Raw genomic sequence first — 23996 nt, forward strand, 5'->3', positions numbered from 1 at the left:
TGTTTTTTAACGTCCCCAACGTTGCGCCGCCGACACGGCGCGACTCTCCATTGAGCGTACCCATCGCGGGTCGATGATCGGAGTCAATCCCCGCCCCCGGACGTAATCGTCAAAGGCCTCCGCGGTTGTCCACTTTGGGCTGTAGCCTAGCTCGTTACGCATTCGCGTGGTGTCCATGACCCGGCCGTAGCTCAAGTAGTCGAGTTGCTCGCGATCGAGTTCAGTGTAGCGAGTTGCGCGCCTCAGCGAATCCACCGCCCACAACGCCGAGCGCGGCACCGGCAGCGGAACGCGGCCCGCCCGCCGGATGGCCTGACTCATCATGATGATCCCCGACGCGCCGATGTTGAACGTGCCCGCCTTGCCCGCCATCGTCGCGCGCTCCAGCGCACCGAGCGCATCCTGTTCGTGCAACAGCTGCAGCCGCGCGTCATGGCCGATCACCGTGGGCACCACAGGGCCCGCCAGATACCGCGACAGCGCGGTGTCCATGGCGGGACCGATCATGTTGGCCAGTCGAAGGATGCTGACCGCGATATCGGGCCGACGGCGGCCCAGCCCGCGGGCATAGCCCTCGATGTCGATGCTGTCCCTGGCGAAGCCCTCGCCGGGCGGCCTGCGACGGCTGCTGCTCTCGGTGAACAGCACGGGGTCGCGTGAACTGGAGCCGTACACCTCAGAGGTCGACTTGAGCACGACCCGACGCACGGACGGCGCCTTCTGACAGGCCGCGAACAACTGGATCGCACCCATCACGTTGAGTTCCTTCAACGTGGCGCGGCCGCCGGAGCGTGGCGCATAGGAGGCCGCGGCGGCGTGCACCACGGTGTCGACGTCGCCGTTGCGGATGACCTTGGCGATGAACGGGTTCCGGATGTCGGCGCGGACGAACTCCGCACGCCCCATCCGGCGCAGCAGATCCTTGCTCGGCGCGATCGCGTCAACCGCGATGACGTGGTTGATCAACGGGTTCTGCGCGAGACGGGCCGTTAGATATGCGCCGAGAAACCGGCACGCACCGGTGACCAGGACGACCTTCGGATACCCAACGGTGTCCCCGTGCGTTCCGCCCCCAGAATCCATTCGGTCAGCCTAGCGGCCGAGCGGAGAACCTACTTGCCGAGTTTTCTGCGCTGCACCCGGGTGCGACGAAGCAGCTTGCGGTGCTTCTTCTTCGACATGCGCTTACGCCGCTTCTTGATGACTGAACCCATGAACCCAGATGTCTCCGTGCCGTTGTTTACCTATGCGTCTAAAGCCTCTTGACCCGCACACCTTACCGAAGAGGCACAGGTAAACGAAAAACAGCTGCCGCGCGCTAACCCGCGTCGAAGTACGAGCTCTCCAACATGTCGTGGACAGCCTTGGCGTGCACCCGGAACGAGCGTCCGACGCGGACGGCGGGCAACTCGCCGTTGTGCACCAATCGGTACACGGTCATCTTGCTGACCCGCATCAGGCTCGCCACCTCGGCGACGGTCAGAAATTGAGCTCGTGGCGGCTGCCCGTCAGCGGTACTGCTCTGGCCGGCGTCCCGCGCCGCCTTCCCGCTTGCGGAATCCCGCGCCGATGGCCCGTTCATAGACGTCATCGCAACCCAATCCATCAGGCACGGGCAGTTCCAGCGGCTTCCCCACCGCTGGCACCGACCCGTGCTTACCACTGGGAGAATAGCGTGGCGGATGGGGTTACTGCGACGGGTGTGGGCTAATCGGTGGGAAATTGATTAATTACTCAGATGTAATTCCGAGCTGCTCAGAGCGCTTTTTTGCGGCCTCGACGGCGTCAGCGACCGCTGCCCGCAAACCGCCCCGTTCGAGTTCGCGCAGCCCAGCGGCCGTGGTGCCGCCAGGTGAGGTAATCGTGGCCCGCAATTGAGCGGCGGTGGTGTCCAGGGCGGAGCCCAGGGAAGATCCAGCGGCGTCGCCTGCTGGCTGAGCCTGATCCAACCGCTCCAGCAACATCGCGGCCGAGCCTGCCATGGTTTGCACGACCAGATCGGTGGACACGGCACGGGTCAACCCCGCCGCGACACCCGCGTCGACGAGCGCCTCGACCATCAGGAAGAAGTACGCGGGCCCGGAGCCCGACACCGCGGTCACCGCGTCGAGTTGGGACTCCGGCACGGTGAGCACGCCGCCGACCGCGTCGAAGATCGCCGACACCTCCTTGAGGTGCTCGGCGGTGGCGAACCGACCTCGCGCCAGCGCGCTCACCCCGCCGCCAACGACGACGGGTGCGTTGGGCATCACCCGGATCACCGGCGATCCGGCGGGCAGTTTGTTCTCGTAGAACTCGGTGGTCACACCGGCCACCACCGACACGAAAACCTGTTCGGCGGCGTCACTTTCGGCTTGGGCGGCCGCCTCGGCGATCTCAGCCACCACGGCGCCTGCGTCGCTGGGCTTGACGGCGACGATCACATACGTTGCGGTGTCGACGGCGTCGGCGACCGTCGTCACCAACACCGAATACGTGTCCGACAGATACTTCACGCGGTCGGGGCTCTTCTCGGCGACGACCAGGTCCTTGACCTGCCGCCCGGCACGCAACAGCCCGGACAGCAGCGCCTCGCCGATACTTCCACCGCCGATGATCGCGATTCTGGCCATGCGCGCAAGCATTGCAGACGGCTGAGGGCTACTGCGGGGCAGGCACCATCGCCAATTGGCGGGTCTGCACGACGATGTGGCCCTCACAGTCGACGACGATGTGGTCCTCGTCGAACCAGTCCTGGCCGATCTGCACCGTCGTGCACAGCACCCGCAGCCAACCGTCGGCGGGCAGCGCCCGAAGATACGCGGTGAGTTGGATCGTCGGCGCCCACCCCGTCCGGTTCACCCCGAAGGTCACCGGCGCCGACACGTCGCCGCACAACAGCGCGAAAAGGGCATCGGGCGCAACGCTTTTCGGCCGCACCCAGTATTCGATGATGGGCGGACCGCTGTCGGTGCGCGGGGTGAACGTCGTCAGCGACGGACGGATGTCGCAGCCGTGCGCCAGGTGCACGATGTCCGCCATCGGATGCCCGGGCCCGATCGGCTCGAGGCCCGGCGGCGGCTCGGGCGGCATCAACGGGACGACGGGATTGACCGACAACAGCGGCGGCACATGGTGTTCCGGATCACCGAGGGTGATCGCGGCACGAACGGCCGTCCGCTCGCCCTGGTTGAGTTCGACGTCGACCAGACTGACCCGGCGACCCCGCTTACGCACCGTGGTGACGACCTGCATCGGCCCCGGGTCGGGCGCCCACAGGAAATTGCCGGACACCGCGATCGGCTCGATCCCACCGCCCGCTTCGATGCGTGCCGCGTTCGCGCACAGCGCCAACATCGCGCCGCCGTGCACCTTCGGGCCGATGGTCCAATGCTCGTTGAGCTCACCGTGATACACGCCGTCGCCGGCCGGGGTCAGCGCCATGGCGTCGGTGAACAGGGTCGATCCCGGCATGTGAGTCCTCATATGCGTCAGCGCAGCAAGTGCTTTCGGGCGAAGTCCAGCGACTCCTTCAGCAGCGCTTCACGTTCGCTGGCGGTCCGCGCGCCCGATGTGGTCACCTCCAGGATCACATGTCCGGCAAAGTCGCTGGCGGCCAGCATCTCGCAGATCTCGACGGTCGGCTGGGTGCCGCGGCCCGGCACCAGGTGCTCGTCGGTGGACGCACCGCTGCCGTCGCACAGATGCAGATGGGTGAGGCCCTCACCCATCCGGCGGGCCATGTCGAGAGCATCGGTGCCCGCGGTCGCGGTGTGCGACAAATCCAGCGTGTAGTGCGCGTGGTTGCCGTCCAGCGGGTCGTAGGACGGGGCGAACGCCGAGATGCCGGGCCCCGGCTTGCCGCCACGCTTGCGCATCCGCTCGATCGACGTCTGGCCGGCGCCGAAGAACCGGTCGGCCCGGAACGGGAACATGTTCTCCACCGCGACCATCACGTCGCTGGACGCCTCGAGTTCGGCGACCTGATCGGAGAACCCCTCTGCGTAGCGGCGCTGCCACCGGAACGGCGGATGCACCACCACGGTCTGCGCGCCGAGTTGTTCGGCCGCCCGCACGCTGCGCTCGAGCTTCGGGATCGGGTTGGCGCCCCACACCCGCTGCGAGATCAGCAGACACGGCGCATGTACCGACAGCACCGGGACGTCGTAACGAGCAGAGATGGCAGCTACAGCGTCCATGTCCTGGCTGACCGTCTCGGCCCACACCATCAACTCGACACCGTCGTAGCCGAGCCGGGCCGCGTATTCGAAGGCGGCCTCGGTCCTCAGCGGATAGACCGAGGCAGTCGACAGACCAACCTTGATGGCGGGGCGCACTGGATTCGTCGGCGGCTGTCGTCAGCCCGACTGCAACAGTGCCAACGGTCCCAGCGTGACCAGGGCCCCCACCGCCACCGCGATCAATGTGCTTCCGATGTCCTCGGTTTTGCGAACCACGCGGACGCCGACCACCAGGCCGAGGATCACCAGCACCGACAGCACCAGCGCCACGATGTTGTTCCACTTCCACAGCTGATCGAACGCGATGAACAGGCCCGCACCGAAGGCGACCGCGATGATGCACTGGCCGACGATCCACGCCGCGCGCAGGAACCCCGACATACCGCTCGACGGCGCCGACGCGACCTCGACGTCCTCGTCGTCCTCCCGGTCGAGTTCGTCGAGCCGCGGGCGTGAACCGCCCCTGGCCAGGTCGTCGGCCACGGTCTGGCCGCCGAACAACGGTCCCGCGGACGACCGCAGATACGAGGGCAGCTGCTCGGCGTCCCTGTCGTCGTCGTCATCGGTGAACGCGGCCTCGGTGTCCTCGTCCTCGATCTCCGGTTCGTCGAGAGGGTCGACCGCTGAATCGAACAGGTCGTCGTCGACCGGATCGGGGCTCATCTCCTCGGCGCCCCGACCGACCGACCCGAAGCGCCGCGGCTCGGGGACGTACTTGGGCCTGCGCGGCGGCGGTGCGAAGAAGTCCACCGGTTCGTCTTCGACGTCGCGCTGCTCGATGTGGGCCGCGTAGTCGGCGACCGCGTCCGCGTAGTCGTCGTCGACGTCGTCCTCGTGGGCCAGATCGGCTTCGTCGGCCTCCTCGGGCTCGGTGTCGACGTGGCTGTCGACACCGTTGGTCGAGGCCGGCCAGTCGTCTACTGCGGGGATGACCCGGGTGGTTTCGTTCTCCCCGGTGCCGGCGACTTCCTCGGTGCCCGCACCGGAAACGATGGGGATTTCGCCGGTCAGTTCGGCGACCGTGACAGCGTCGGTGTCGCCGCGGCGTTTGCGACGCCTGCCGCCGACTGGTGGGGCGCCGATTGTGCCGTTGCGCGCCAGCAACTCCGCAACCGAGATCGGTCGCGTATTGCTGTGGTCTTCAGGTCCTGTCATCGTGTGTTGCCTCTGGGGCTAGCTACTGTCTCATGTCGGCGCCGTCGCGCCTCCGGCTATCGTCCAGCATCCCGCACGGACGTCTCCACTGAAGTCAATTTGTCGGCCCCGCCGACGAAGCCGGATTGTCGGCACCGCCGACGAAGCCGCTCCCGTCAACTTCGCTGTCGAGTTTCCGCAGAATCAACCCTTCTCGCAACGCCCAGGGGCAGATGTCGACGCTTTCGACTTCGAGAGCCTTCATGCTCGCCTCAGCTACCAATGCGCCGGCCACGATCTGTGGCGCACGCTCGGTGCTCACTCCTTCCAACTCCGCACGGTCAGCCGCGGTCATCCTAGAGATGAAAGCTATGAGCTGTCTGAGGCCGGTCGCGGTCAGCGTCCGTTTCACCCGCGGACCCGCCCCTGAGGGCGCCGCACCGGTCAGCCTGGCCAGCGAACGGAACGTCTTCGACGTCGCCACCGCCAGATCGGGGGTTCCCGCCTTGAGCACCTCGGCGGCCGACTCGGCGACCTCGGTGGCCAGCCAGTCGCGCAGCATCGCGACGCGGCGGCGGCCCGGCGGATCGTCCGGCAACCATTCGCGGGTCAACCTGCCCGCGCCGAGCGGCAGCGACAGCGCCACTTCTGGCTCTTCGTCCACGCCGTTGGACAGTTCGAGCGATCCGCCGCCGATGTCGATGTTGATGATGCGGCCCGCGCTCCACCCGTACCAGCGGCGCACCGCGAGGAACGTCAGCCGCGATTCGTCCCGTCCGCTGAGCACCTGCAGCGCCACCCCGGTCTCGGCGAGCACCCTGGCGAGCACGTCTTCGGAGTTCTTCGCGTCGCGGACAGCGGAGGTGGCGAACGCCATCAGCTCAGCGCACCCGGAGCTGGTGGCGATCTTGGCGAACTCGTCGATGGTGCTGACGAGTTTGTCGGCGCCCTTGCGGGTCAGCTTGCCCGAGCCGTCGATCGCTTCGGCGAGCCGCAGCGACGCCTTGGTGGAACTCATCGGTGTGGGGTGCCCGCCGCGACGCGCGTCCACCACCAACAGATGGACGGTATTGCTGCCGACATCCAGCACGCCTAATCGCACGTCCCCAACTTAATGGGTTTACCGTTGACCTTTGTGAGCGCATCGCATCCCGGTGAGGTGGAACTGGACTTCGCCCGTGAGTGGGTTGAGTTTTACGACCCCGACAACCCCGAACACCTGATCGCCGCCGACATGACGTGGCTGCTGTCGCGGTGGACGTGTGTGTTCGGCACGCCCGCGTGCAAGGGCACCGTCGAGGGCAGACCCGACGACGGCTGCTGTTCGCACGGTGCGTTCCTGTCCGACAAGGACGACCGCGCCCGGCTCGACGATGCCGTCAAGCAGCTCACCGACGAGGACTGGCAGTTCCGCGACAAGGGGCTCGGCAAGAAGGGCTACCTGGAGTGGGACGAGTACGACGACAAGCCCAACCTTCGGACGCGAAAGTACAAGGGCGCCTGCATCTTTCTGAACCGCCCCGGCTTTCCTGGAGGCATCGGCTGCGCGCTGCACAGCAAGGCGCTCAAGATGGGCGTCGAACCGCTGACCATGAAGCCGGACGTCTGCTGGCAGTTGCCCATTCGCCGCACCCAGGAGTGGGTGGAGTTACCGGACGGCACCGAGATCCTCAAGACGTGGATCAGCGAGTATGACCGGCGTGGCTGGGGTGAGGGCGGCGCCGATCTGCATTGGTATTGCACCGGCGACCCCAACGCGCATGTCGGCGCGAAGGCGGTGTGGGAATCCTACGCCCCGGAACTGACCGAACTGCTCGGTGAGAAGGCGTACGCCGAACTTGCAGCAATGTGCAAGCGGCGCAGCGCATTAGGGCTGATCGCGGTGCACCCCGCGACCCGTGCCGCCGAATGAGCCTTTTCCTGGTCCGGCTCAACCCGCCGCGTGCCGACTTTGCGCAGACCTTGACGGCCGACGAGCAGGCGGTGATGGCCGCGCACAAGGACTATTGGGAGCGGTTGATGGCCGACGGCAAGGTCCTTGTCTACGGCCCCGTCGCCGACCCCGAAGGGGTATGGGGCATGGGCGTGCTGCGCGCGGCCGACCGCGCAGAAGTGCTGGCGATCGGCGAGCGTGACCCCTCAGTTGCGGCCGGCGTCAACACTTTCGAGGTGTTCGAGATCCTCGGTGGCCGGACTCCGTAACCGATCGCCTGGCAGCCGCCACAGCCACACCGCGGTCGAAAGCAGCACCGCGGCGAACACGAAAACGTAAGCGTCGGCCAGTATTTCAGTCCACACCCCGCCCGGGTGCAACGACAGAATGCCCGCCTGCGGGGTGTCCCCCGCCACCGATACGATCCAGCCGCCGAGTACCGCGCACAGCGACCACATCGCCACCGCGGCCGCGCAACTGCCGACGACGTACGCGCGGTAGCCGAGGTGAACGACCAACGGCGCGAACCACACCCAGTGGTGGCTCCAACTGAACGGTGACGCCGCCGCGGAGGTGAGCCCGACGAGTGCGAGCGCCAGCACGTCCTGACCGCGCCTGAAGGCCAACGCGGCGAGCCCGATGCCGACCGCGGCGACCACCAGGGCGCTGACGGTGCCGACGGTCGGCGAACCGTGCAGGCGAAGTACCAGGCCGCTGACGCTGGTGTTGGCCAGCGGGTCGTGCGAGATGCGGTTGACGTCGTCGAATCGGCCGTGCAGCCAGTACGTCACGGAATCGGTTGGCGCGAGCGCGAATCCAAGTGCCACCGTGGCGGCGAAGGTTGCCGTCGACACCACGGCAGCACGTATCCTCCGGGTCACCAACAGGTAGACGATGAACAACGCGGGCGTGAGTTTGAGGCCTGCGGCCAAACCGATTCCGACGCCCGCCCACTTGCCGCGCCGCGCAACCAACAGGTCGGCGACCACGAGCACCAGCAGGACGAGGTTGATCTGGCCCAGCTCGGCGGTGAGCCGCAGCGGCTCCAGCCACGCGATCAGTCCGATCAGCAGCGCACCGAGCCCGAACATCGCCTCACCGGAGCGCATGCCCATCGACCTCAGCATCCGGACGACGACGTACGTCAGCGCGACGACCATGGCGAGCAGCCAGAGCCACCGCACGTCGGAGTCCTTGACCAGGCTCAGCGGCACCGCGCACATCGCGGCGAACGGCGGATAGATGAACAGCAGTTCGCCGGGCTTACCGGTCAGACCGGTCGAGTAGAGGTCGAGGCCCTGCACCAGGCGTTCACCGGCGAACCGGTAGACCATCAGGTCGACCTGCATGCGCAGGGTCGGCCACTGCGTGTAGACGGTGACGTAGGTCACCAGGGCGGCTAGCGCGACGAGTGGCCCGCCCCGGGTCACCCAGGGGGCGAGGGTCCTGTTGTGTACGTGATTTCGTGGTTGCAAGGGGTCGAGGGTAGACGGATTGGTTGTGAGGGACTCACAGGGTCTACCCAGCGAAGGGCGTTCTCACCCCTCGAGTTTGTAGCCGAGTCCACGCACCGTCACCAGGTGCACCGGGTTCGCGGGGTCGGCCTCGATCTTGGACCGCAGTCGCTTGACGTGCACGTCGAGGGTCTTGGTGTCCCCCACGTAGTCGGCGCCCCACACCCTGTCGATCAACTGGCCGCGGGTGAGCACTCGGCCGCTGTTGCGCATCAGGTACTCGAGCAGGTCGAACTCTTTGAGCGGCAACGTGATTCCCTCGCCGTTGACCGAGACCACGTGCCGCTCGACATCCATCCGCACCGGACCGGCCTCGAGAATGCCGTCGCCGCCGCCGGATTCGTCGCTGTCGCTGCCGCGGCGCAGCACCGCGCGGATACGTGCGATCAACTCGCGCGCTGAGTACGGCTTGGTGACGTAGTCGTCGGCGCCGAGTTCCAGCCCGACCACCTTGTCGATCTCGCTGTCGCGCGCCGTCACCATGATGACGGGAACACTTGAGCGGGAACGCAATTGCTTGCACACATCGGTACCGCTCATGCCGGGCAACATCAGGTCCAACAGGACGATGTCAGCACCGGCGCGCTCGAATTCGGCCAGGGCTGACGGGCCGTCGCCCACCACGGTGGCCTCGAACCCCTCCTTGCGGAGGAGGAAGGCCAGGGGATCGGCCAAGGACTCCTCGTCCTCCACGATCAACACGCTGGTCATTGTTCTGGTCAGTCCTCTCGCTCATCTTCTGTGTCCAGGGCATCGTCGCCCTGGGGATAGGCCGGAATCGACAAGGTGAACGTCGATCCCGTCCCCGGCTGACTCCACAGCCGGATGGATCCGTTGTGATTGGCGGCGACGTGTTTGACGATCGCCAGGCCCAGTCCGGTGCCGCCGGTGGCGCGGGACCGGGCCTTGTCCACGCGGAAGAACCGTTCGAACACCCGCTCCTGGTCTTCGCGGGCGATGCCGATACCGCGGTCGGTGACGGCGATCTCGACGTTGGGCCCGCGCGCGCGCCGGCTGACGGACACCGATGAACCGTTGGGCGAGTAGGCAATTGCGTTGGACACCAGGTTGGCGATCGCGGTGACAAGCAGTTGCTCGTCGCCGTACACCCGGTAGCCGGTCGGGGCGTCGGTGGTGATGGCGATGTCAGTGTTGTCGGCGGCGACCTTGTAGCGCGACAGCGCCTCGGCGACAACACGATCGACGTCGACGGCCTCGAGATCGGGTAACCGCTCGCCGCCCTGCAGTCGCGACAGGTCGATCAGCTCCCCCACCATGTTGGCCAGCCGGTTCGATTCGGTGAGCATCTTCTCGGCGAATCGGCGCACGGTCTCGGGGTCGTCGGCGGACGCCAGCAGCGCCTCGGCGAGCACGCCCATCGCCCCGACCGGCGTCTTGAGTTCGTGGCTGACATTCGCGACGAAGTCCCTGCGGGTCGCCTCCATGCGGGCGTGCTCGGATTGATCGTCGACGTAGACGACCGCGAACCGGCGATCCTGGTCGGTGAGCAGTTGGACGTGCCCGCGGACCGACAGCCCGGACCGGCCGGGATTGGGGGTCTTGGGCGGTGACAGGTCGACGTCGCCGGCCTCGCCGGACCGCAGTGTGCGCTCGGCGGCCAACCAGGCCTGCTCGTCGAGCCGCCGGTCCTTGACCAGCCCCAGCAGCTCGGCCCGGCGATTGGTGTAGACGACGTCACGGTAGGTGTCGACCACCGCGATGCCCATCGGCGAACCCGACACGATGTGCTCGAGCATCTGAGAGACGGTGATACCGGACTGCTCGGCCTGCTTGCGGCGGCGTCGGTCCAGGATGCGGGGGGCCAATCCCGCTCCGAAGCCGACACCGATCAGCAGTGCGAGCAGCGCCACGGCCCCCACGAGTAGGAGCGCCGATACCACACTCACGCGAAAATCGTACGCATCCGGTGAACGTCATCCCAGCAGCGTGCGGCCAAATCGGGACATGTCACACCATGAATCGCAGGTGTTCGGGAGCCGTTCACCCGAAGTTTGCCGTACGACGGGATTACTTCGCGCCCTGCGCGGCGACCGCGGCCGCACCGGCCGCCGCCGCCTCGGGGTCCAGGTACTCCCCGCCGATGACCATGGGTTTGAGGTCGCCGTCGAGGTCGTAGCGGAGTGGAATCCCGGTCGGGATGTTCAGCCCGACGACCTCCTCGTCAGACATGCCGTCGAGGTATTTCACCAGCGCCCGCAGCGAATTGCCGTGCGCGGCGATCAGCACGGTCTTGCCCGCCCGCAGGTCAGGCACGATCGCGCTCTCGTAGTACGGCACGAACCGCTCGACGACGTCCTTGAGGCATTCGGTCAGCGGGCCGCCGTTGATGTCGGCGTAGCGGGGATCGGTGTCCTGGCTGTACTTGCTGCCGGGTTCGATCGGCGGCGGCGGGATGTCATAGCTGCGTCGCCACGCCATGAACTGCTCTTCGCCGTACTTTTCCTTGGTCTCGGCCTTGTTCAGGCCTTGCAGCGCGCCGTAGTGGCGTTCGTTGAGCCGCCAGTCGCGGTGCACCGGGATCCAGTGCCGGTCGGCGGCGTCCAGCGCCAGGTTGGCGGTGGTGATGGCCCGCCGCAGCAGCGAGGTGTACAGCACGTCGGGTTGTCGGTCCAACGCCTTGATCAACTCGCCTGCGCGGACGGCCTCGGCGCGGCCCTTGTCGGTGAGGTCGACGTCGACCCACCCGGTGAACAGGTTCTTCGCGTTCCAGTCACTTTCGCCGTGGCGGAGCAGGATCAAAGTCGCCGAGGAGTCTCCCATGGCGAAGAGACTATCCCGATGCTGGATCGTCGTCCTCGTCGATCAGATGCTCGAACGCCTGCAGGTTCTTCAGCGACTCGCCCCGCTTCACCCGCCACTCCCACTCTTTCTGGATCGACGAGCGAAAACCCAACTCCAGCAACGTGTTGAAGTCCGAGTCGACAGCCTCGAGCACCTGCCCGAGCACCCGGTCGATCTCGTCGGGAGTCACCGAGGCCAGCGACATCCGGCCGACCAGATAGATGTCGCCGACGTTGTCCAGCGTGTAGGCCACGCCGTAGAGCCTGCGGTTGCGCTTGAGCAGGAAGCGGTAGACGCCTTCGTGGTTCTCGTCGGGCTTGCGGCAGACGAACGCTTCCACCCGCACCGAGTGCTCACCGATGGACAGGATGGTGTTGGTCTTGAGGCGGCGCTCACCCGGCAACTCGACGATGATGCCCGGCAGGCCGCCGTGCGCCCCCTTGTGCCGTGTGCAGACCAGGCCGTGTTCCTTACAGGTGTCCTCGATGACCTTCGCGACGTCGGTCACGCCCGCACGCCTCGCCGCATCGAGAAGCGACGCCCGTTGCGCCGCGCCGTCACGTCGGGTTCGCGGTGCCGGGCCCGGTAGTCGGAGATGGCGCGGCCATAGCTGGCCAGCAGCGCGTCGACGGTGTGCTCCCACGAGAACGTTGCGGCATGCTCGACGGCCGCGCGACGCATCGTGTCCGGCCCGCGCTTGAACACCGCATCAAGCGCGTGCGCCCAGTCGTCGACGTCGTGCCCGTCGACGAGCGCGCCGGTGACACCGTCGCGCACCGCCACCGGCAACCCGCCGACCGCGGCGGCCACCACCGGCGTACCGCAGGCCTGCGCCTCGATGGCGACCAGCCCGAAGGATTCCGAGTAGCTCGGCACACCGACGATGTTGGCGGCGCGGAACACCTCGACGAGTTGCTCCCGGGACTGCGGCGGCAGGAACGTCACGCGCTCAGCGATACCCAGTTCGTCGGCCAGTCGAACGAGCCCGTCGGGGGCCGCCAGCCCGCTGCCCGACGGTCCGCCCGCCACCAGCACCCGCACGCCGGGCAGTTTGGCCGCCGCGCGCAGCAGCACATCGGGCGCCTTGAGCGGCTGGATGCGGCCGACGAACGCGAGCACCTGCTCGCCCGCGTCGAGTCCGAGCGCGTTGCGTGCGGCCAGCTTGTCGCCCGGTGTGAACATTTCCAGGTCGACGCCGGGATGCACCACGTCGATGCGGGTCGGGTCGGCGTTGTGCAGCGAAACCAGTTGCTGCGCTTCGTGTTCGGTGTTGACGATCAGCCGGTCCGCCTCGTCGACCACCTGCTGCTCGCCGACGGCGCGCAGCGGCGGTTCGGGTGAGTCGCCGTCGGCGAGCGCGGCGTTCTTCACCGCGGCCAGCGTGTGCGCGGTGTGCACCAGCGGCACCGCCCAGCGGTCGCGGGCCAACCAGCCGACCTGCCCGGACAGCCAGTAGTGCGAATGCACGATGTCGTAGTAGCCCGGCTCGTGGGTGGCCTCCGCACGCAGCACGCCGGCGGTGAACGCGCACAGCTGGGTGGGCAGGTCGTACTTGTCCAGACCTTCGAACGGCCCTGCCACCACGTTGCGCACCAGCACGCCGGGCGCCACCCGCACCACCGGCTGATCGGCCGATGAGGTCGCCCTGGTGAAGATCTCCACCTCGACGCCGCGGCGCGCCATCTGCAGCGCGCTCTGCAGCACGTAGACGTTCATGCCGCCGGCATCACCGGTGCCCGGCTGGGCCAACGGAGACGTGTGCACCGAGAGCACGGCGACGCGATGTGGCAGATCCGGGGCTAGGCGCACACAGACATGTCTACACCTGAGTCCTGTTCGCCGAGACTGCAGCCATGCACGCAAAGTGCGAGTGGGGGCGTGCTGGAATACCGTTTCGGCGCTGAAATCAGGCGGAACGGCGGCTCTGCGCGCGGCGCATCGCGCCGATCGGGTCGGCGTACAGCCCACCCAGTGACACCACACCGGCGCCCGCTTCCTGCACCCGGTTGCCGAATGCGGTGATCCGGATGTCGCGGGCAGGCAGCACGGACCGCTCGGCGTAGGCCGCCTCGACCAGGCTCATGCCCTCGGGGTACTCGGTGAACGCCTGGCCGCCGACCACCAGGTCGTCGGGGTTGAGCATGTCGCGCAACAACGCCAGGGCCTCGCCGAGCACGCGGGCCCGCTCGGCCAGCAACGCGCGCGCCTGCTCGTTGCCCTGCCGGGCGGCCTTCGTCACGGCGGTCACCGTCGACGACGGTCCCTCGGCGGGAACGATGCGTGCCTTGCGGGCAGCGACGAGCACCGCTTCGTCGCTCACCGTAGACTCCAATTGCCCTGTGCCGCCGAGCAATTCGGACTGCGCGGGCAGCCCGGCGATGGTGCCGGGGCCGCTGGTCGGCGAGTGCACCCGACCGCCGATCGACAGCGCGTAGCCGACCGTCTCGCGGGCGTACACGTAAAGACTCGTTGTCGACGGGGTGGGCTGGCGGCGTACGCCTAGCAACAATTCAGCACCGGCCATCGCGTCGACGTGGGATGCGACCGACACCGGCAGGCTGAGCGTCTCGGCCAGCACGGGGCCGACCGGGGCCTCGGTCCAGCCGAGCCGCGGGTGGTCGAGATATCCGGTGGTGCTGTCGACGACGCCGCCCGCCGCGACACCCACCCACAGCGGGCGCCTGCGGTGCCAGCGGCTCAGGTAGCGGCGGGCACTGCCTGCCAGCGACGCCAACGCGGCGGTCTGCGTACCGCGCGGGGTCGGCGTCTCCACCGCGTCGAGTGTGCGGCCGAACAGATCGGTGGCCACGATGCTGGTGGTCCGCGCGCCGATGTGGATGCCGAGCGTCAGGAACGGCTCGTGGTTCACCTCGACCGGCACGCGGGGCCTGCCGATCGCGCCGGACACCGCGAGGTCGGCCCGCTCCCGCAGCACACCGGCGTCCAGCAGCGCCGTCACCTGGCGGTTCACCGTGGCGATCGACAACTGGGTGACCTGGGCGATGACGTCGCGGGCGATCGGCCCGCGCAGGCGCGCCGCGCTGAACACCGAGGCGGCCGCGGCGTCGGCGACCTTCAACGACGGTGCGATCACATGGGGCCGCGCCTGGGGGTACCTCCCGCTTGCGGGGGACAACGCCCGCTTGGTGTGTGCGACGGAAACGGCGGCGGTCGGCTGACGGAGGGTGGTGGTGGCGGAAGTACGCACGGGTCTGTCCTTTGTCGAAGTCGGCTGGTGGGTCCGGGCCACACCTGGCGACTCAGCGGGACAGAAAGAAGTCCGAGATCAGTCAGGCGCGGCGAGAAGCGCGACAACAACAACAGCGCCATGCAGCGACTGCGGCCTGACTGTTGGTGGACACACGCTGAACTTAGCACGCCAACTAAAGTTGGGCAGATGACGACACCAAACGCTGACGGACGGGTCGCGGTGGTCACCGGCGCCAGCGCCGGCATCGGCGAAGCGACCGCGAGAACCCTTGCAGTGCAAGGCTTTCACGTCGTCTGCGTGGCCCGGCGGGAAGGGCCGATCAAGGCCCTCGCAGAGCAGATCGGCGGCACCGCGATTGTGGTGGACGTCACATCCGATGCCGACGTATCGGCGCTGGCGTCGGCCCTGGACCGGGTCGACGTGCTCGTCAACAACGCGGGCGGCGCGCGCGGGCTGGAACCGGTGGCCGAAGCCGACCTGGACAACTGGCGGTGGATGTGGGAGGTCAACGTGCTCGGCACGCTGCGCGTCACCCGCGCCCTGCTGCCCAAGCTGATCGACTCCGGCGACGGCCTGATCGTCACGGTCACGTCCACCTCGGCGCTCGAGACGTACGACAACGGCGCCGGCTACACCTCGGCCAAACACGCCCAGGGTGTGCTGCACCGCACGCTGCGCAGCGAGCTACTCGGAAAACCGGTGCGGCTCACCGAAATTGCGCCCGGAATGGTGAAGACCGACTTCTCGCTGCGCCGGTTCGGCGGCGACGAGGAGCGCGCCGCCAAGGTGTACGAGGGCGTCACACCGCTGGTGGCCGAGGACATCGCCGAGGTGATTGGGTTCGTGGCCAGCCGGCCATCGCACGTCGACCTGGATCTGATCGTGATCAGGCCGCGCGATCAGGTCAGCGGGGCGAGCGGGTCGCGGTTCAACCGCCAGGCTGGCCGTTGACGGGCTGAGGCGCATCCGTCGGCGTCACGGGCGCGGTGCTCGGGATCTGCGACGGTGAGGCCTGCGGCGTCAACGCCGACATCGCCACCCACTGGTCCCACGGCACGGCCCAGTCCCACAGGTCGCCGTCGGCGTACGACAACTCGATCGACGTGCCGGTGACCTCGACCGGGTCGCCGTACATGGCGCTGTTGAAGTACTGCTCGGCGTCGCCGGTGGACAGGTTGATGCAGCCGTTGGTGACGTTGGTGTTGCCCTGGGCACCGGAACTGGCCGGGTTGGCGTGAATGAACTCGCCGTTGTTGGAGATCCGCACCGCCCAGCGTTCGTGCACGTTGCTGTATCCGGCCGCCGGGTTCGACATGTAGAAGTCGGCGTACTTCTCGGTGACGACGTGGATGCCGCTGCGGGTGATGTTGCGCGGCAGGTCGCCCTCCCCGTAGCTGCACGGGAAGTCCATGATCACCGCGCCGGAGCCGTCGAGCACCTGGATGCGGTGCGACGACGCCTCCGCCTTGACCACCTGGCGGCGGCCGATCTGGAAGTTCAGGGTGATGTCCTGCGCGCCGTAGGCGTCGTCCCCGAAGTCGACGCCGTAGAGCCTGGCGTCGACGCTGACCTTGGTGCCTGCCGGGTAGTAGTCCTTGGTGCGGTAGTGCACCCGCGAACCGCCGACCTCGTCGGGCAGCCACGCCCAACTGCCCTCAACGGGCGGATCGGTGGTGACCTTCAGCGCCTTCTCGACCGATGCCTTGTCGCTGATGGACGCGTCGAACTGGATGATGATCGGCGCGGCGACCCCGACCGTCTGGCCGTCGGCGAGCTGGAATTGGCCGTTGACCTGTTTGGTCGGGTTGATCGTCGTGAAATTGCCCTGCACCGGGACGGCCTTGCCGTCGTGGCCGACGACCGATCCCGCCCAGTTGTAGGAGGCGCCGTAGCCGAGCGGTTCGGTGACGGTGAAGCTGGTGCGGTCGCGGTTGAGCGCCCCGGCCACCACCTTGCCGTCGGCGTTGGTCAATGCGACCTTCTGGAACCATCCGTCCTTGACGTCGACGCGCACCGGCCCGACCGGTTTGACGTCGGTAGCCGCATTGTCGGGCTGATAGCTGATCGACGGCGCGGGCAGCTCGGCAGGGGCTTCTGCCGTACCTTTGCTGATTTTGCTGCCGCAGGCAGCCAACGCGCCCGGCGCGACGACTCCGACCGCGAGGGCGGTCAGGATGCGCCGCCTGTTCAGCGGGGGCACGGGATCGGCTGGGCTCACGTGGACCCAGGGTACCTAGAGAACCGCCCCAATCAGAATTGGCTCAGGTGTGAGTTCGATCCCGAAAACCTCCCGAACACCATCGCGTACCGTCCTGGCCAGCGCGATCACGTCGGCGGTGGTGGCGTTGCCACGGTTGGTGATCGCCAGCGCATGTTTGGTCGACAGCCGGGCGGCGGCGTCGTCTCCGGGGTAGCCCTTGCCGAATCCGGCGCGCTCCACCAGCCAGCCAGCGGCGAGCTTGACGCCGCCCGGGGCGGGGTAGTTCGGCACCGGACCCTCGACGCTGTTCGCGAGGCGCTCGAACTCCGCGGGCGCGACGACGGGGTTGGTGAAGAACGACCCGACGCTCCAGGTGTCGTGGTCGGCCTCGTCGAGCACCATGCCCTTGCCTGCGCGCAGCGCGAGCACCGCCTCACGGACGCGGGTGGGGTCGGCGCGCGATCCCGGTTCGGCGTCCAGCGCGGCGGCAAGTTCGCCGTAGCGCAGCGGTGCGCTGTGGCCGTCGGCGTTCAGCGCGAACTCCACCTCGAGCACGACAGCAGCCTGCGAATGCTTGAGAATGCTTGTCCGGTAACCGAATTCGAGGACCTCCGGAGATACCCAGTGATCCTCGCCGGTGCGGCGGTCGAGCAGTCGGACGCGGCGGATGACGTCGGCGACCTCGGCGCCGTACGCGCCGACGTTCTGCACCGGCGTCGCGCCCGCCGATCCGGGGATGCCGGACAGGCACTCCAACCCGCCCAGCCCGTGCGCCAGCGCGGTGACCACCACGTCGTCCCAGGCGGCGCCGGCCTCGACGCGGACGACGTTGCCGTCGACGGTGACCTCGGTGTTCGCCAGCAGCACGACGGTCAGGTCGGTCAGGTCGTCGGCGAGCACCACGTTCGATCCGCCCGCCAACACCAGGGCGTCATCGAGGCTGCGCAGCGTCGCGACGATCTGCTCGGTGCTCGTACACGTGATCAACCGGCGCGCAACGGGTCCGATGCGCAGCGTGGTCAGCGGCGCCAGGGGCACGTCCTCGGCGACAGCCGCACCCCCCAACTCCAGACCGGTCACGGGCGGTAACGGTAGCCTGGCCAGCTATGCCGCGTTCATTCGACATGGCTACCGAATACGGGGGATCCGTCGAACAAGTCCACCAGGCATTCAGCGATGAACAGTATTGGCTGGCGCGACTGGCCGGTTCCGGTGCCGACGCCTATTCGCTGGACACATTGACAGTCGACGACAGTGGCATCGACATCGTCACCACCCAGCGGCTGCGGTCCGACCGGCTGCCCGCGGTGGTGACCCAGTTCCATCGCGGCGACCTGGCGCTGATTCGCGAGGAGAAGTGGGCGCCGATCCGCGATGCGCGGTCGACCGCGACCATCGCGCTGACGGTCATCGGAGCACCCGCGACGCTGCACGGCGACGCCGTACTAATCTCTGCCAACTCCGGAACCGGCTCGCGGCTGGATTTTCACGCCACCGTCCAGGTCAACGTGCCGCTCGTCGGCGGCAAGATCGAGAAGTTCATCGGCAGCCAACTGGTCGACCTGCTCATCGCGGAACAGCGGTTCACCACGGTGTGGATCACCGAGAATGCGTGAGGTGTCGGTGAAAATGGACGCGTACCGCTGGCAGGGGGCGCTGGACGCTGACTGGATCTCCGAACCCCACTAGACCGGTAGGTGCCGTCACGCGCGGCACCACGGGTCACAACCGGTTGCGCCGCAGCGACCGGTGGCTGGTGCATTCGCGACGGGTGCGCGCGGCGGTGCAGGCGGCGGCCGATCCGCTGGTGATCGACCTCGGCTACGGCGCGCTGCCGGTGACGACGCTGGAGCTGGCGGCGCGGCTGCGCGTGGTGCGCGCCGACGTGCGTGTGGTCGGGCTGGAGATCCACCCGGAGCGGGTTGTACCGCCCCGCGAAGGCGTCGAATTCGGGCTCGGTGGTTTCGAATTGGCAGGCCGCACACCGGTTCTGGTGCGAGCGTTCAACGTGTTGCGGCAGTACCCGGTGGAGGCGGTGGCCGAAGCGTGGGCGACCATGCAGGCGCGCCTGGCGCCTGGCGGGCTCATTGTCGACGGCACCTGCGACGAGTTGGGCCGCCGCTGCTGTTGGGTGCTGCTCGACGCGTCGGGACCGCTGAGCCTGACGTTGGCGTGCGATCCGTTCGCGATCGAGCGGCCGTCGGATCTGGCCGAGCGGCTGCCCAAGGTGCTGATCCACCACAACGTCGACGGCCAGCCCATCCACTCGCTGCTTACGGCGGCCGACCGGGCGTGGGCCACCGTGGCGGGCCACGGCGTGTTCGGGCCGCGGGTGCGCTGGCGGGCGATGCTGGAACTGCTGCGCGACGAGGGCCTACCCGTCGAGCCACCCCGACGGCGGATGCGCGACGGCGTTCTCACAGTGCCGTGGTCTGATGTCGCCCCCGTCGGGACTCCGTGGAATCTGGGCGCGCCACTAGGCTGAGACCCATGCGAATCGCCCTCGCGCAGATCCAGAGCGGTACCGAACCGTCGGCCAATCTCGGCCTGGTCGAGGAGTACACCCGGCGAGCCGCCGAGCAGGGCGCCCGCCTGGTGCTGTTCCCCGAGGCGACGATGTGCCGGTTCGGGGTGCCACTCGCGCCGATCGCCGAACCGCTGGACGGACCGTGGGCCACCGGGGTGCGGGCGGTCGCCGAACAGACCGGGGTCGTGGTGGTGGCGGGCATGTTCACCCCGTCCGACGACGGCCGGGTGACCAACACGCTGATCGCGACGGGTCCCGGCGTCGAGGCGCACTACGACAAGATCCATCTGTACGACGCGTTCGGTTTCGCCGAATCCGACACCGTCGCGCCGGGCCACGAGCCCGTGCTGATCACCGTCGACGGCGTGCACGTCGGCCTTACCCTCTGCTACGACGTGCGCTTCCCGGAGCTGTACGTCGAATTGGCCGGGCGCGGAGCACAACTCATCACCGTGCACGCCGCGTGGGGCACCGGCCGCGGCAAGCTCGAGCAGTGGACGCTGCTGGCGCGGGCCCGCGCGATCGATACGACGGGCATCGTCGCAGCGGTCGACCAGGCCTACCCGGGCGACGAACTGGCCAAGGTCGGACCGGTCGGCGTCGGCGGCAGCGTGGTGGCGTCGGCGGTCGGCGAGGTGCTGGCGTCGGCCGGTGCGGATCCGCAGCTGCTGGTGACCGATCTCGACCTCGACACCGCGCAGAAGGCCCGCGAGACGATCGCGGTATTGCGCAACCGCGCGGAGTTCACCCGTCTCGCTAAGGCAGAATCGCTCAGGTGACTGATCCCTGGGCTCGCCCGGCCAACCAGGTCCCGCCCGTCCCACCGCCGCCGCAGCCGCAGTATCCGCAAGGCGCCCCAGGTCAGCCGGTACCGCCGCAGCCACCTCAACAGGGGCCGTCGCTGCTGGGCAGGATCGGGAAGCTGTTCCGCGACCCGCTGTCGATCGTCCTGGTGGTCGTCATCGTGCTGGCGCTGACCGCGGCGGGGCTGCTCGCCGGTGAGTTGTATGCCCGCAGCCGGGCCGATGACGTCGTCGCCCGCGCCGCGCAGTGCGTGGTGCAGGACAGCGCGTCGGTGTCGTTCGGTGCGCTGCCGCCGTTCCTGTGGCAGCACGTGACCGGCCACTACACGAACATCCACTTCGAGACCGCGGGCAACCAGATCCGTCAGGCCAAGGGCATGAAGGTCGCGGTCGCGATCAACGACGTGCGACTCGAGGACAGCGGCAACTCCAGTGGAACGATCGGATCGTTGGTCGCGAACATCACCTGGTCGTCGCAGGGCATCAAGGACACCATCCAGAACGCCATTCCGCTCGTCGGCGCGTTCCTGACGGGGGTTTCGACGAATCCGTCGGCAGGCACCATCGAGTTGCAGGGCGCGTTGGGCAGCATCACGGCGAAGCCGGCCATCGCGGACAACGGAATCTCGCTACAGGTAACGGAATTGACCGGTCTGGGCTTCACGCTGCCGCGCGAGACGGTGCAGCCTGCGCTCGACGCGTTCACCGATCAACTGACCAAGAACTATCCGCTTGGTATCAAGGCGGATTCGGTGCAGGTGACCGATAGCGGTGTGGTGAGCCAGTTTTCGACGCAGAACGCGTCGATCCCGAAGGGGCAGCAGGCCCCCTGCTTCGCAGGGCTCTGATTGCGCGAGCAGTCGTAAAATGTCCGAAATCTTCGGCGTGTCGGGCCACTTTGCGTCTGCTCGCGAGGGTTAGCCCAGCCCGTCGAGCACCGCGCGCGTGCCCGACAACCCGAGGCGGGTGGCGCCCGCGTCCAGCATCGCGACCGCCACCTCCGCGGTACGGATCCCGCCGCTGGCCTTGACGCCCAACCGGTCCCCCACCGTTTTGGCCATCAGTTCGACCGCACGCACCGAAGCGCCGCCGCTGGGATGAAACCCGGTGGAGGTCTTCACGAAATGGGCGCCCGCGTCTTCCGCGATCCCGCACACGTCGACGAGTCGCTGCTCGCCTGCCAACGCGATCAGCGCCGCCGACTCCACAATCACCTTGAGCACGGTGTCGGGAGTGATGGCGTCGAAAACCGTTGCGATATCGCGCTTCACCGCGTCGTAGTCGCCTTCGAGGGCCGCCCCGATATCGATCCCCATGTCGATCTCGCTGGCGCCTGCCGACACCGCCAGCCGCGCCTCCTCGGCCTTGACCGCCGAGACATGTTTGCCTGACGGAAAACCCACCACCGACGCGACCGTTCCAAACGACATAGCCGTCGACACCATGGTCGGGGACACACACACCGCGTATACGTCGAGTTCGGCAGCTTCCCGCAGCAGCGCCTGGACATCGGCCTTCGTCGCTTCGGGCTTGAGCAGCGTGTGGTCGACCAGCGCGGCCACCTGGCGGCGACTGTAACTACCCACTAGAACGGTTCTTCGGTGCCGCCGGGATTGCAGCCTGCCGCGATCATCTGCTCCTCGGACACCTCGTTTCGCCACGGCTCGAGATTCCAGCTGGTCTTGCCGGGCTGGAAGAGTTCGGCGTAATGCCAGTGGCACAGGAATTGCTCCTTCATGCCCGGCATGTCGGCGTCCGGCGACGCGGTCAGCACTTCGGTCCACGCCTCGGCGGCTTGCGCGTCGGTATTGGGATCCAGCGATGCCTGCCGAGCGGCCCGTGTCGGGTATACCCGCAGGCTGGACAGATCGCCCCATTTGGCCCACTGCACGTGGTCGACGTAGGGCGGGGCGGGGACAGGGTCGGCCGCCGCTGGCGGAGCCAGCGCGACAAGCGCCGCGACGGGCGCCAGCAGCAGGGGCGACATCGTGGCCGCTGCGACCGCGGCGAGAACGAGACGCACGCGGCTACCGGGACTTGCCCTGGATTTCCAGGATCTTGGGCCGGACGTCGACCAGGTAGACCCCCGCAGCGACGGCCGCGATGGCCACCCCGGTGATGCCGAGGACCAGCGCCAGCAGCACGCCCACCCCGAGAATCACCAGCCACACCGGCTTCGTCAGCTTGTCGGCGGCGGTGTAGGCGTCGGGCCGCTGCAGCGCGGCGTGGACGAACGCGTAAACCGTCGTCACCAACACCGCGATCTGCACAACAGCGAGGACGTAACCCACTAGGCCTTGAAGCTCCACATAGCTAGCCTAAGCGGGTTACGTCCTCTACGTCGAACTCTCGTCTCCGCCGAGGTGTCGAACTCTCGTCTCCGCCGAGGTGTCGAACTCTCGTCTCCGCCGAGGTGTCGAACTCTCGTCTCCGCCGAGGTGTCGAACTCTCGTCTGGAGACGAGGTGTCGAACTTACTTCTGCGTGACCTTCTTGGCCGCGGCCTTCTTCGCCGGAGCCTTCTTGGCGGGCGCCTTCTTGGCCGGGGCCGTCGCCTTCTTGGCAGGAGCAGCCTTCTGGGCCTTCTTCGGCAGCTCAACGCCCACCAGCTTGGCGGCGCGCTCGCCGACGGCGCGGGTCTGCGACGCGACGTTGCCCAGCGCCTCCTGGGTCAGTTCGACGGCCTGATCCGAGTAGCGCTCGACACGCTCGCGACCCTCTTCCAGCGCCGGGGTGTTGCGGATCCGCTCGAGGGCGGCCTCGCCGCGCTCGACGAGGCTGTTGTACCGGGTCTGAGCGGCCTCGGCGTAGCTCTCGGCAACCTTGCGCAGTTCCTCGGAGGTCAGCCGCTCACGCAGCTCACCGAACTGGCTCGGCAGGTCCTCCTGCAGCTTGGTCAGGCGGGCGCGGCTCTCGTCGACGCGGGCCTGGGTGTCGGTGCGGGCCTCGCCGGCACGCTCACGCAGGGTGGCGACGATCTCGTTGACCCGCTCAAGGGCGAGGTCCGCGGCACCGACCGCGGCGAGCAGCGGAGCCTTCAGGTCGTCGACAGTGGGCTGATTTTTGGCGGTCTTCTTCGCCATAGTTGTTTCCTCTCAGTGACTTTCGTAATTCTGCTGAATTTCTAGGATCGGTCGGTCTGCGGTCGCTTCAGTCGTCGGCTCCTCACTGACGGCTTCGTTCTGTTGGCCCTCGTTTTGTTGAATGAATGACGTGTAGACGTCGAGCAGCACCTGCTTCTGCCGCTCGGTGATCGCCGTATCGGTGATGATGGCGTCGCGGACCTCGCTCGCCTCGCTGGGCTCGAGGATCCCGGCCCGCACATAGAGCACTTCCGCGGACACCCGTAGCGCCTTGGCGATCTGTTGCAGCACGTCTGCCGAGGGTTTCCGCAAGCCCCGCTCGATCTGACTGAGATAGGGATTGCTGACGCCGGCCTTCTCGGCCAGCTGCCGCACCGATACCTGCGCTGCTTCGCGCTGCGTTCGGATGAAGCTGCCGATGTCCTGGGCTGCGTTCTGAGCAGCGTTGGAAACGACGGCGGCAAGATTCTCATCCTGCGGCATAGCGCTTAGCCCCCTCGGTGTGCGCGGGTATCCCGTTGGTTTGACAACATCGCGACGAGATCAACCGTACGACGGGGTGCTAACTTT

29 protein-coding genes are annotated in these 23996 nt (G+C 67.6%); 7 read left to right on the plus strand and 22 right to left on the minus strand.

Features of this window, described 5'->3' with window-relative positions; all coding sequences use genetic code 11:
* Nucleotides 1–6 precede the first annotated feature (6 nt).
* From C1A30_RS21240 to C1A30_RS21275, 8 genes are all read right to left on the minus strand, one after another.
* Nucleotides 7–1083 (minus strand): SDR family oxidoreductase, encoded by a 1077-nt coding sequence (locus C1A30_RS21240; RefSeq protein ID WP_101950391.1) that lies wholly within the window; start codon nucleotides 1081–1083, stop codon nucleotides 7–9.
* A gap of 29 nt (nucleotides 1084–1112) precedes the next feature.
* The gene (locus C1A30_RS21245) at nucleotides 1113–1214 is read right to left on the minus strand and encodes a 30S ribosomal protein bS22 (protein WP_003402602.1); all 102 of its coding nucleotides are present in this window, start codon (nucleotides 1212–1214) and stop codon (nucleotides 1113–1115) included.
* A 104-nt stretch (nucleotides 1215–1318) separates the two neighbouring features.
* Nucleotides 1319–1591 carry a helix-turn-helix domain-containing protein gene (locus C1A30_RS21250; RefSeq protein ID WP_101952779.1) on the minus strand — a complete coding sequence of 91 codons (273 nt, stop codon included), beginning with the start codon at nucleotides 1589–1591 and terminating at the stop codon, nucleotides 1319–1321.
* 139 nt (nucleotides 1592–1730) lie between these two features.
* Complete coding sequence (gene proC / locus C1A30_RS21255; protein ID WP_200828392.1) at nucleotides 1731–2612, minus strand: pyrroline-5-carboxylate reductase; 882 nt, start codon at nucleotides 2610–2612, stop codon at nucleotides 1731–1733.
* A 28-nt stretch (nucleotides 2613–2640) separates the two neighbouring features.
* Nucleotides 2641–3453 (minus strand): thioesterase family protein, encoded by an 813-nt coding sequence (locus C1A30_RS21260; RefSeq protein ID WP_101950393.1) that lies wholly within the window; start codon nucleotides 3451–3453, stop codon nucleotides 2641–2643.
* Nucleotides 3454–3470: 17 nt separating this feature from the next.
* Nucleotides 3471–4316, minus strand: a complete 846-nt coding sequence (locus tag C1A30_RS21265) for a sugar phosphate isomerase/epimerase (protein ID WP_101950394.1) — start codon at nucleotides 4314–4316, stop codon at nucleotides 3471–3473.
* Between the two features lie 21 nt (nucleotides 4317–4337).
* Nucleotides 4338–5375, minus strand: a complete 1038-nt coding sequence (locus C1A30_RS21270) for a hypothetical protein (protein ID WP_101950395.1) — start codon at nucleotides 5373–5375, stop codon at nucleotides 4338–4340.
* A gap of 94 nt (nucleotides 5376–5469) precedes the next feature.
* On the minus strand, nucleotides 5470–6456 hold the full coding sequence (locus C1A30_RS21275) for a Ppx/GppA phosphatase family protein (protein ID WP_200828393.1): 987 nt from the start codon (nucleotides 6454–6456) through the stop codon (nucleotides 5470–5472).
* Between the two features lie 12 nt (nucleotides 6457–6468).
* Here C1A30_RS21275 and C1A30_RS21280 point away from each other — a divergent pair, with 12 nt between their 5' ends.
* The gene (locus C1A30_RS21280; protein WP_200828394.1) at nucleotides 6469–7266 is read left to right on the plus strand and encodes a hypothetical protein; all 798 of its coding nucleotides are present in this window, start codon (nucleotides 6469–6471) and stop codon (nucleotides 7264–7266) included.
* Nucleotides 7263–7556: a YciI family protein gene (locus C1A30_RS21285; RefSeq protein ID WP_101950398.1), complete on the plus strand. Its 294-nt coding sequence runs from the start codon at nucleotides 7263–7265 to the stop codon at nucleotides 7554–7556. The genes C1A30_RS21280 and C1A30_RS21285 overlap by 4 nt, the downstream gene beginning before the upstream one ends.
* Here the strand turns inward: C1A30_RS21285 and C1A30_RS21290 are convergent.
* From C1A30_RS21290 to C1A30_RS21320, 7 genes are all read right to left on the minus strand, one after another.
* A complete protein-coding gene (locus C1A30_RS21290; RefSeq protein ID WP_235010132.1) occupies nucleotides 7494–8717 on the minus strand; it encodes a glycosyltransferase 87 family protein in 1224 nt (407 codons plus the stop codon). The two genes, C1A30_RS21285 and C1A30_RS21290, sit on opposite strands and share 63 nt — an antisense overlap.
* A gap of 108 nt (nucleotides 8718–8825) precedes the next feature.
* Nucleotides 8826–9512: a two-component sensory transduction protein RegX gene (regX, locus tag C1A30_RS21295; RefSeq protein ID WP_101950400.1), complete on the minus strand. Its 687-nt coding sequence runs from the start codon at nucleotides 9510–9512 to the stop codon at nucleotides 8826–8828.
* 8 nt (nucleotides 9513–9520) lie between these two features.
* Nucleotides 9521–10708: a cell wall metabolism sensor histidine kinase WalK gene (locus C1A30_RS21300; RefSeq protein ID WP_101950401.1), complete on the minus strand. Its 1188-nt coding sequence runs from the start codon at nucleotides 10706–10708 to the stop codon at nucleotides 9521–9523.
* Nucleotides 10709–10829: 121 nt separating this feature from the next.
* Nucleotides 10830–11582, minus strand: coding sequence for a phosphoglyceromutase (locus C1A30_RS21305; RefSeq protein ID WP_101950402.1), 753 nt, complete (start codon nucleotides 11580–11582; stop codon nucleotides 10830–10832).
* A gap of 10 nt (nucleotides 11583–11592) precedes the next feature.
* Nucleotides 11593–12111, minus strand: a complete 519-nt coding sequence (locus tag C1A30_RS21310; protein ID WP_101950403.1) for a YbjN domain-containing protein — start codon at nucleotides 12109–12111, stop codon at nucleotides 11593–11595.
* Nucleotides 12108–13412 (minus strand): D-inositol-3-phosphate glycosyltransferase, encoded by a 1305-nt coding sequence (mshA, locus tag C1A30_RS21315; RefSeq protein WP_101950404.1) that lies wholly within the window; start codon nucleotides 13410–13412, stop codon nucleotides 12108–12110. Before mshA ends, C1A30_RS21310 begins: the two co-directional genes overlap by 4 nt.
* 97 nt (nucleotides 13413–13509) lie before the next feature.
* On the minus strand, nucleotides 13510–14811 hold the full coding sequence (locus C1A30_RS21320; RefSeq protein ID WP_200828395.1) for an ROK family protein: 1302 nt from the start codon (nucleotides 14809–14811) through the stop codon (nucleotides 13510–13512).
* Between the two features lie 189 nt (nucleotides 14812–15000).
* Here C1A30_RS21320 and C1A30_RS21325 point away from each other — a divergent pair, with 189 nt between their 5' ends.
* On the plus strand, nucleotides 15001–15765 hold the full coding sequence (locus C1A30_RS21325; RefSeq protein ID WP_101950405.1) for an SDR family oxidoreductase: 765 nt from the start codon (nucleotides 15001–15003) through the stop codon (nucleotides 15763–15765).
* Here C1A30_RS21325 and C1A30_RS21330 read toward each other — a convergent pair.
* Nucleotides 15743–17032, minus strand: coding sequence for an Ig-like domain-containing protein (locus C1A30_RS21330; RefSeq protein WP_101950406.1), 1290 nt, complete (start codon nucleotides 17030–17032; stop codon nucleotides 15743–15745). The genes C1A30_RS21325 and C1A30_RS21330 overlap by 23 nt on opposite strands.
* A 15-nt stretch (nucleotides 17033–17047) precedes the next feature.
* On the minus strand, nucleotides 17048–18094 hold the full coding sequence (locus C1A30_RS21335) for a UDP-N-acetylmuramate dehydrogenase (protein WP_101950407.1): 1047 nt from the start codon (nucleotides 18092–18094) through the stop codon (nucleotides 17048–17050).
* 26 nt (nucleotides 18095–18120) lie between these two features.
* Between C1A30_RS21335 and C1A30_RS21340 the strand changes: the two genes are divergently transcribed.
* From C1A30_RS21340 to C1A30_RS21355, 4 genes are read left to right on the plus strand one after another with little or no spacing between them, the layout of a single operon-like run.
* Complete coding sequence (locus C1A30_RS21340; protein ID WP_101950408.1) at nucleotides 18121–18630, plus strand: DUF2505 domain-containing protein; 510 nt, start codon at nucleotides 18121–18123, stop codon at nucleotides 18628–18630.
* 47 nt (nucleotides 18631–18677) lie between these two features.
* Nucleotides 18678–19499: an SAM-dependent methyltransferase gene (locus C1A30_RS21345; protein ID WP_101950409.1), complete on the plus strand. Its 822-nt coding sequence runs from the start codon at nucleotides 18678–18680 to the stop codon at nucleotides 19497–19499.
* A 5-nt stretch (nucleotides 19500–19504) separates the two neighbouring features.
* Nucleotides 19505–20320 carry a carbon-nitrogen hydrolase family protein gene (locus C1A30_RS21350; RefSeq protein ID WP_101950410.1) on the plus strand — a complete coding sequence of 272 codons (816 nt, stop codon included), beginning with the start codon at nucleotides 19505–19507 and terminating at the stop codon, nucleotides 20318–20320.
* Nucleotides 20317–21192, plus strand: coding sequence for a DUF2993 domain-containing protein (locus C1A30_RS21355; RefSeq protein ID WP_101950411.1), 876 nt, complete (start codon nucleotides 20317–20319; stop codon nucleotides 21190–21192). The genes C1A30_RS21350 and C1A30_RS21355 overlap by 4 nt, the downstream gene beginning before the upstream one ends.
* A gap of 69 nt (nucleotides 21193–21261) precedes the next feature.
* Here C1A30_RS21355 and deoC read toward each other — a convergent pair whose 3' ends face one another.
* From deoC to C1A30_RS21380, 5 genes are all read right to left on the minus strand, one after another.
* Entirely contained in the window at nucleotides 21262–21930 is a 669-nt protein-coding gene (gene deoC, locus C1A30_RS21360; RefSeq protein WP_101950412.1) for a deoxyribose-phosphate aldolase, read from the minus strand.
* Nucleotides 21930–22367 (minus strand): DUF2599 domain-containing protein, encoded by a 438-nt coding sequence (locus C1A30_RS21365; protein WP_101950413.1) that lies wholly within the window; start codon nucleotides 22365–22367, stop codon nucleotides 21930–21932. The genes deoC and C1A30_RS21365 overlap by 1 nt, the downstream gene beginning before the upstream one ends.
* Nucleotides 22368–22371: 4 nt before the next feature.
* Nucleotides 22372–22653: a DUF2516 family protein gene (locus C1A30_RS21370; RefSeq protein ID WP_101950414.1), complete on the minus strand. Its 282-nt coding sequence runs from the start codon at nucleotides 22651–22653 to the stop codon at nucleotides 22372–22374.
* Nucleotides 22654–22817: 164 nt separating this feature from the next.
* Nucleotides 22818–23426: a heparin-binding hemagglutinin gene (locus C1A30_RS21375; RefSeq protein WP_101950415.1), complete on the minus strand. Its 609-nt coding sequence runs from the start codon at nucleotides 23424–23426 to the stop codon at nucleotides 22818–22820.
* 12 nt (nucleotides 23427–23438) lie between these two features.
* Nucleotides 23439–23909, minus strand: coding sequence for a helix-turn-helix domain-containing protein (locus C1A30_RS21380; RefSeq protein ID WP_101950416.1), 471 nt, complete (start codon nucleotides 23907–23909; stop codon nucleotides 23439–23441).
* Nucleotides 23910–23996: the final 87 nt, after the last annotated feature.

This window comes from Mycobacterium sp. 3519A (assembly GCF_900240945.1).
GTDB lineage: Bacteria > Actinomycetota > Actinomycetes > Mycobacteriales > Mycobacteriaceae > Mycobacterium.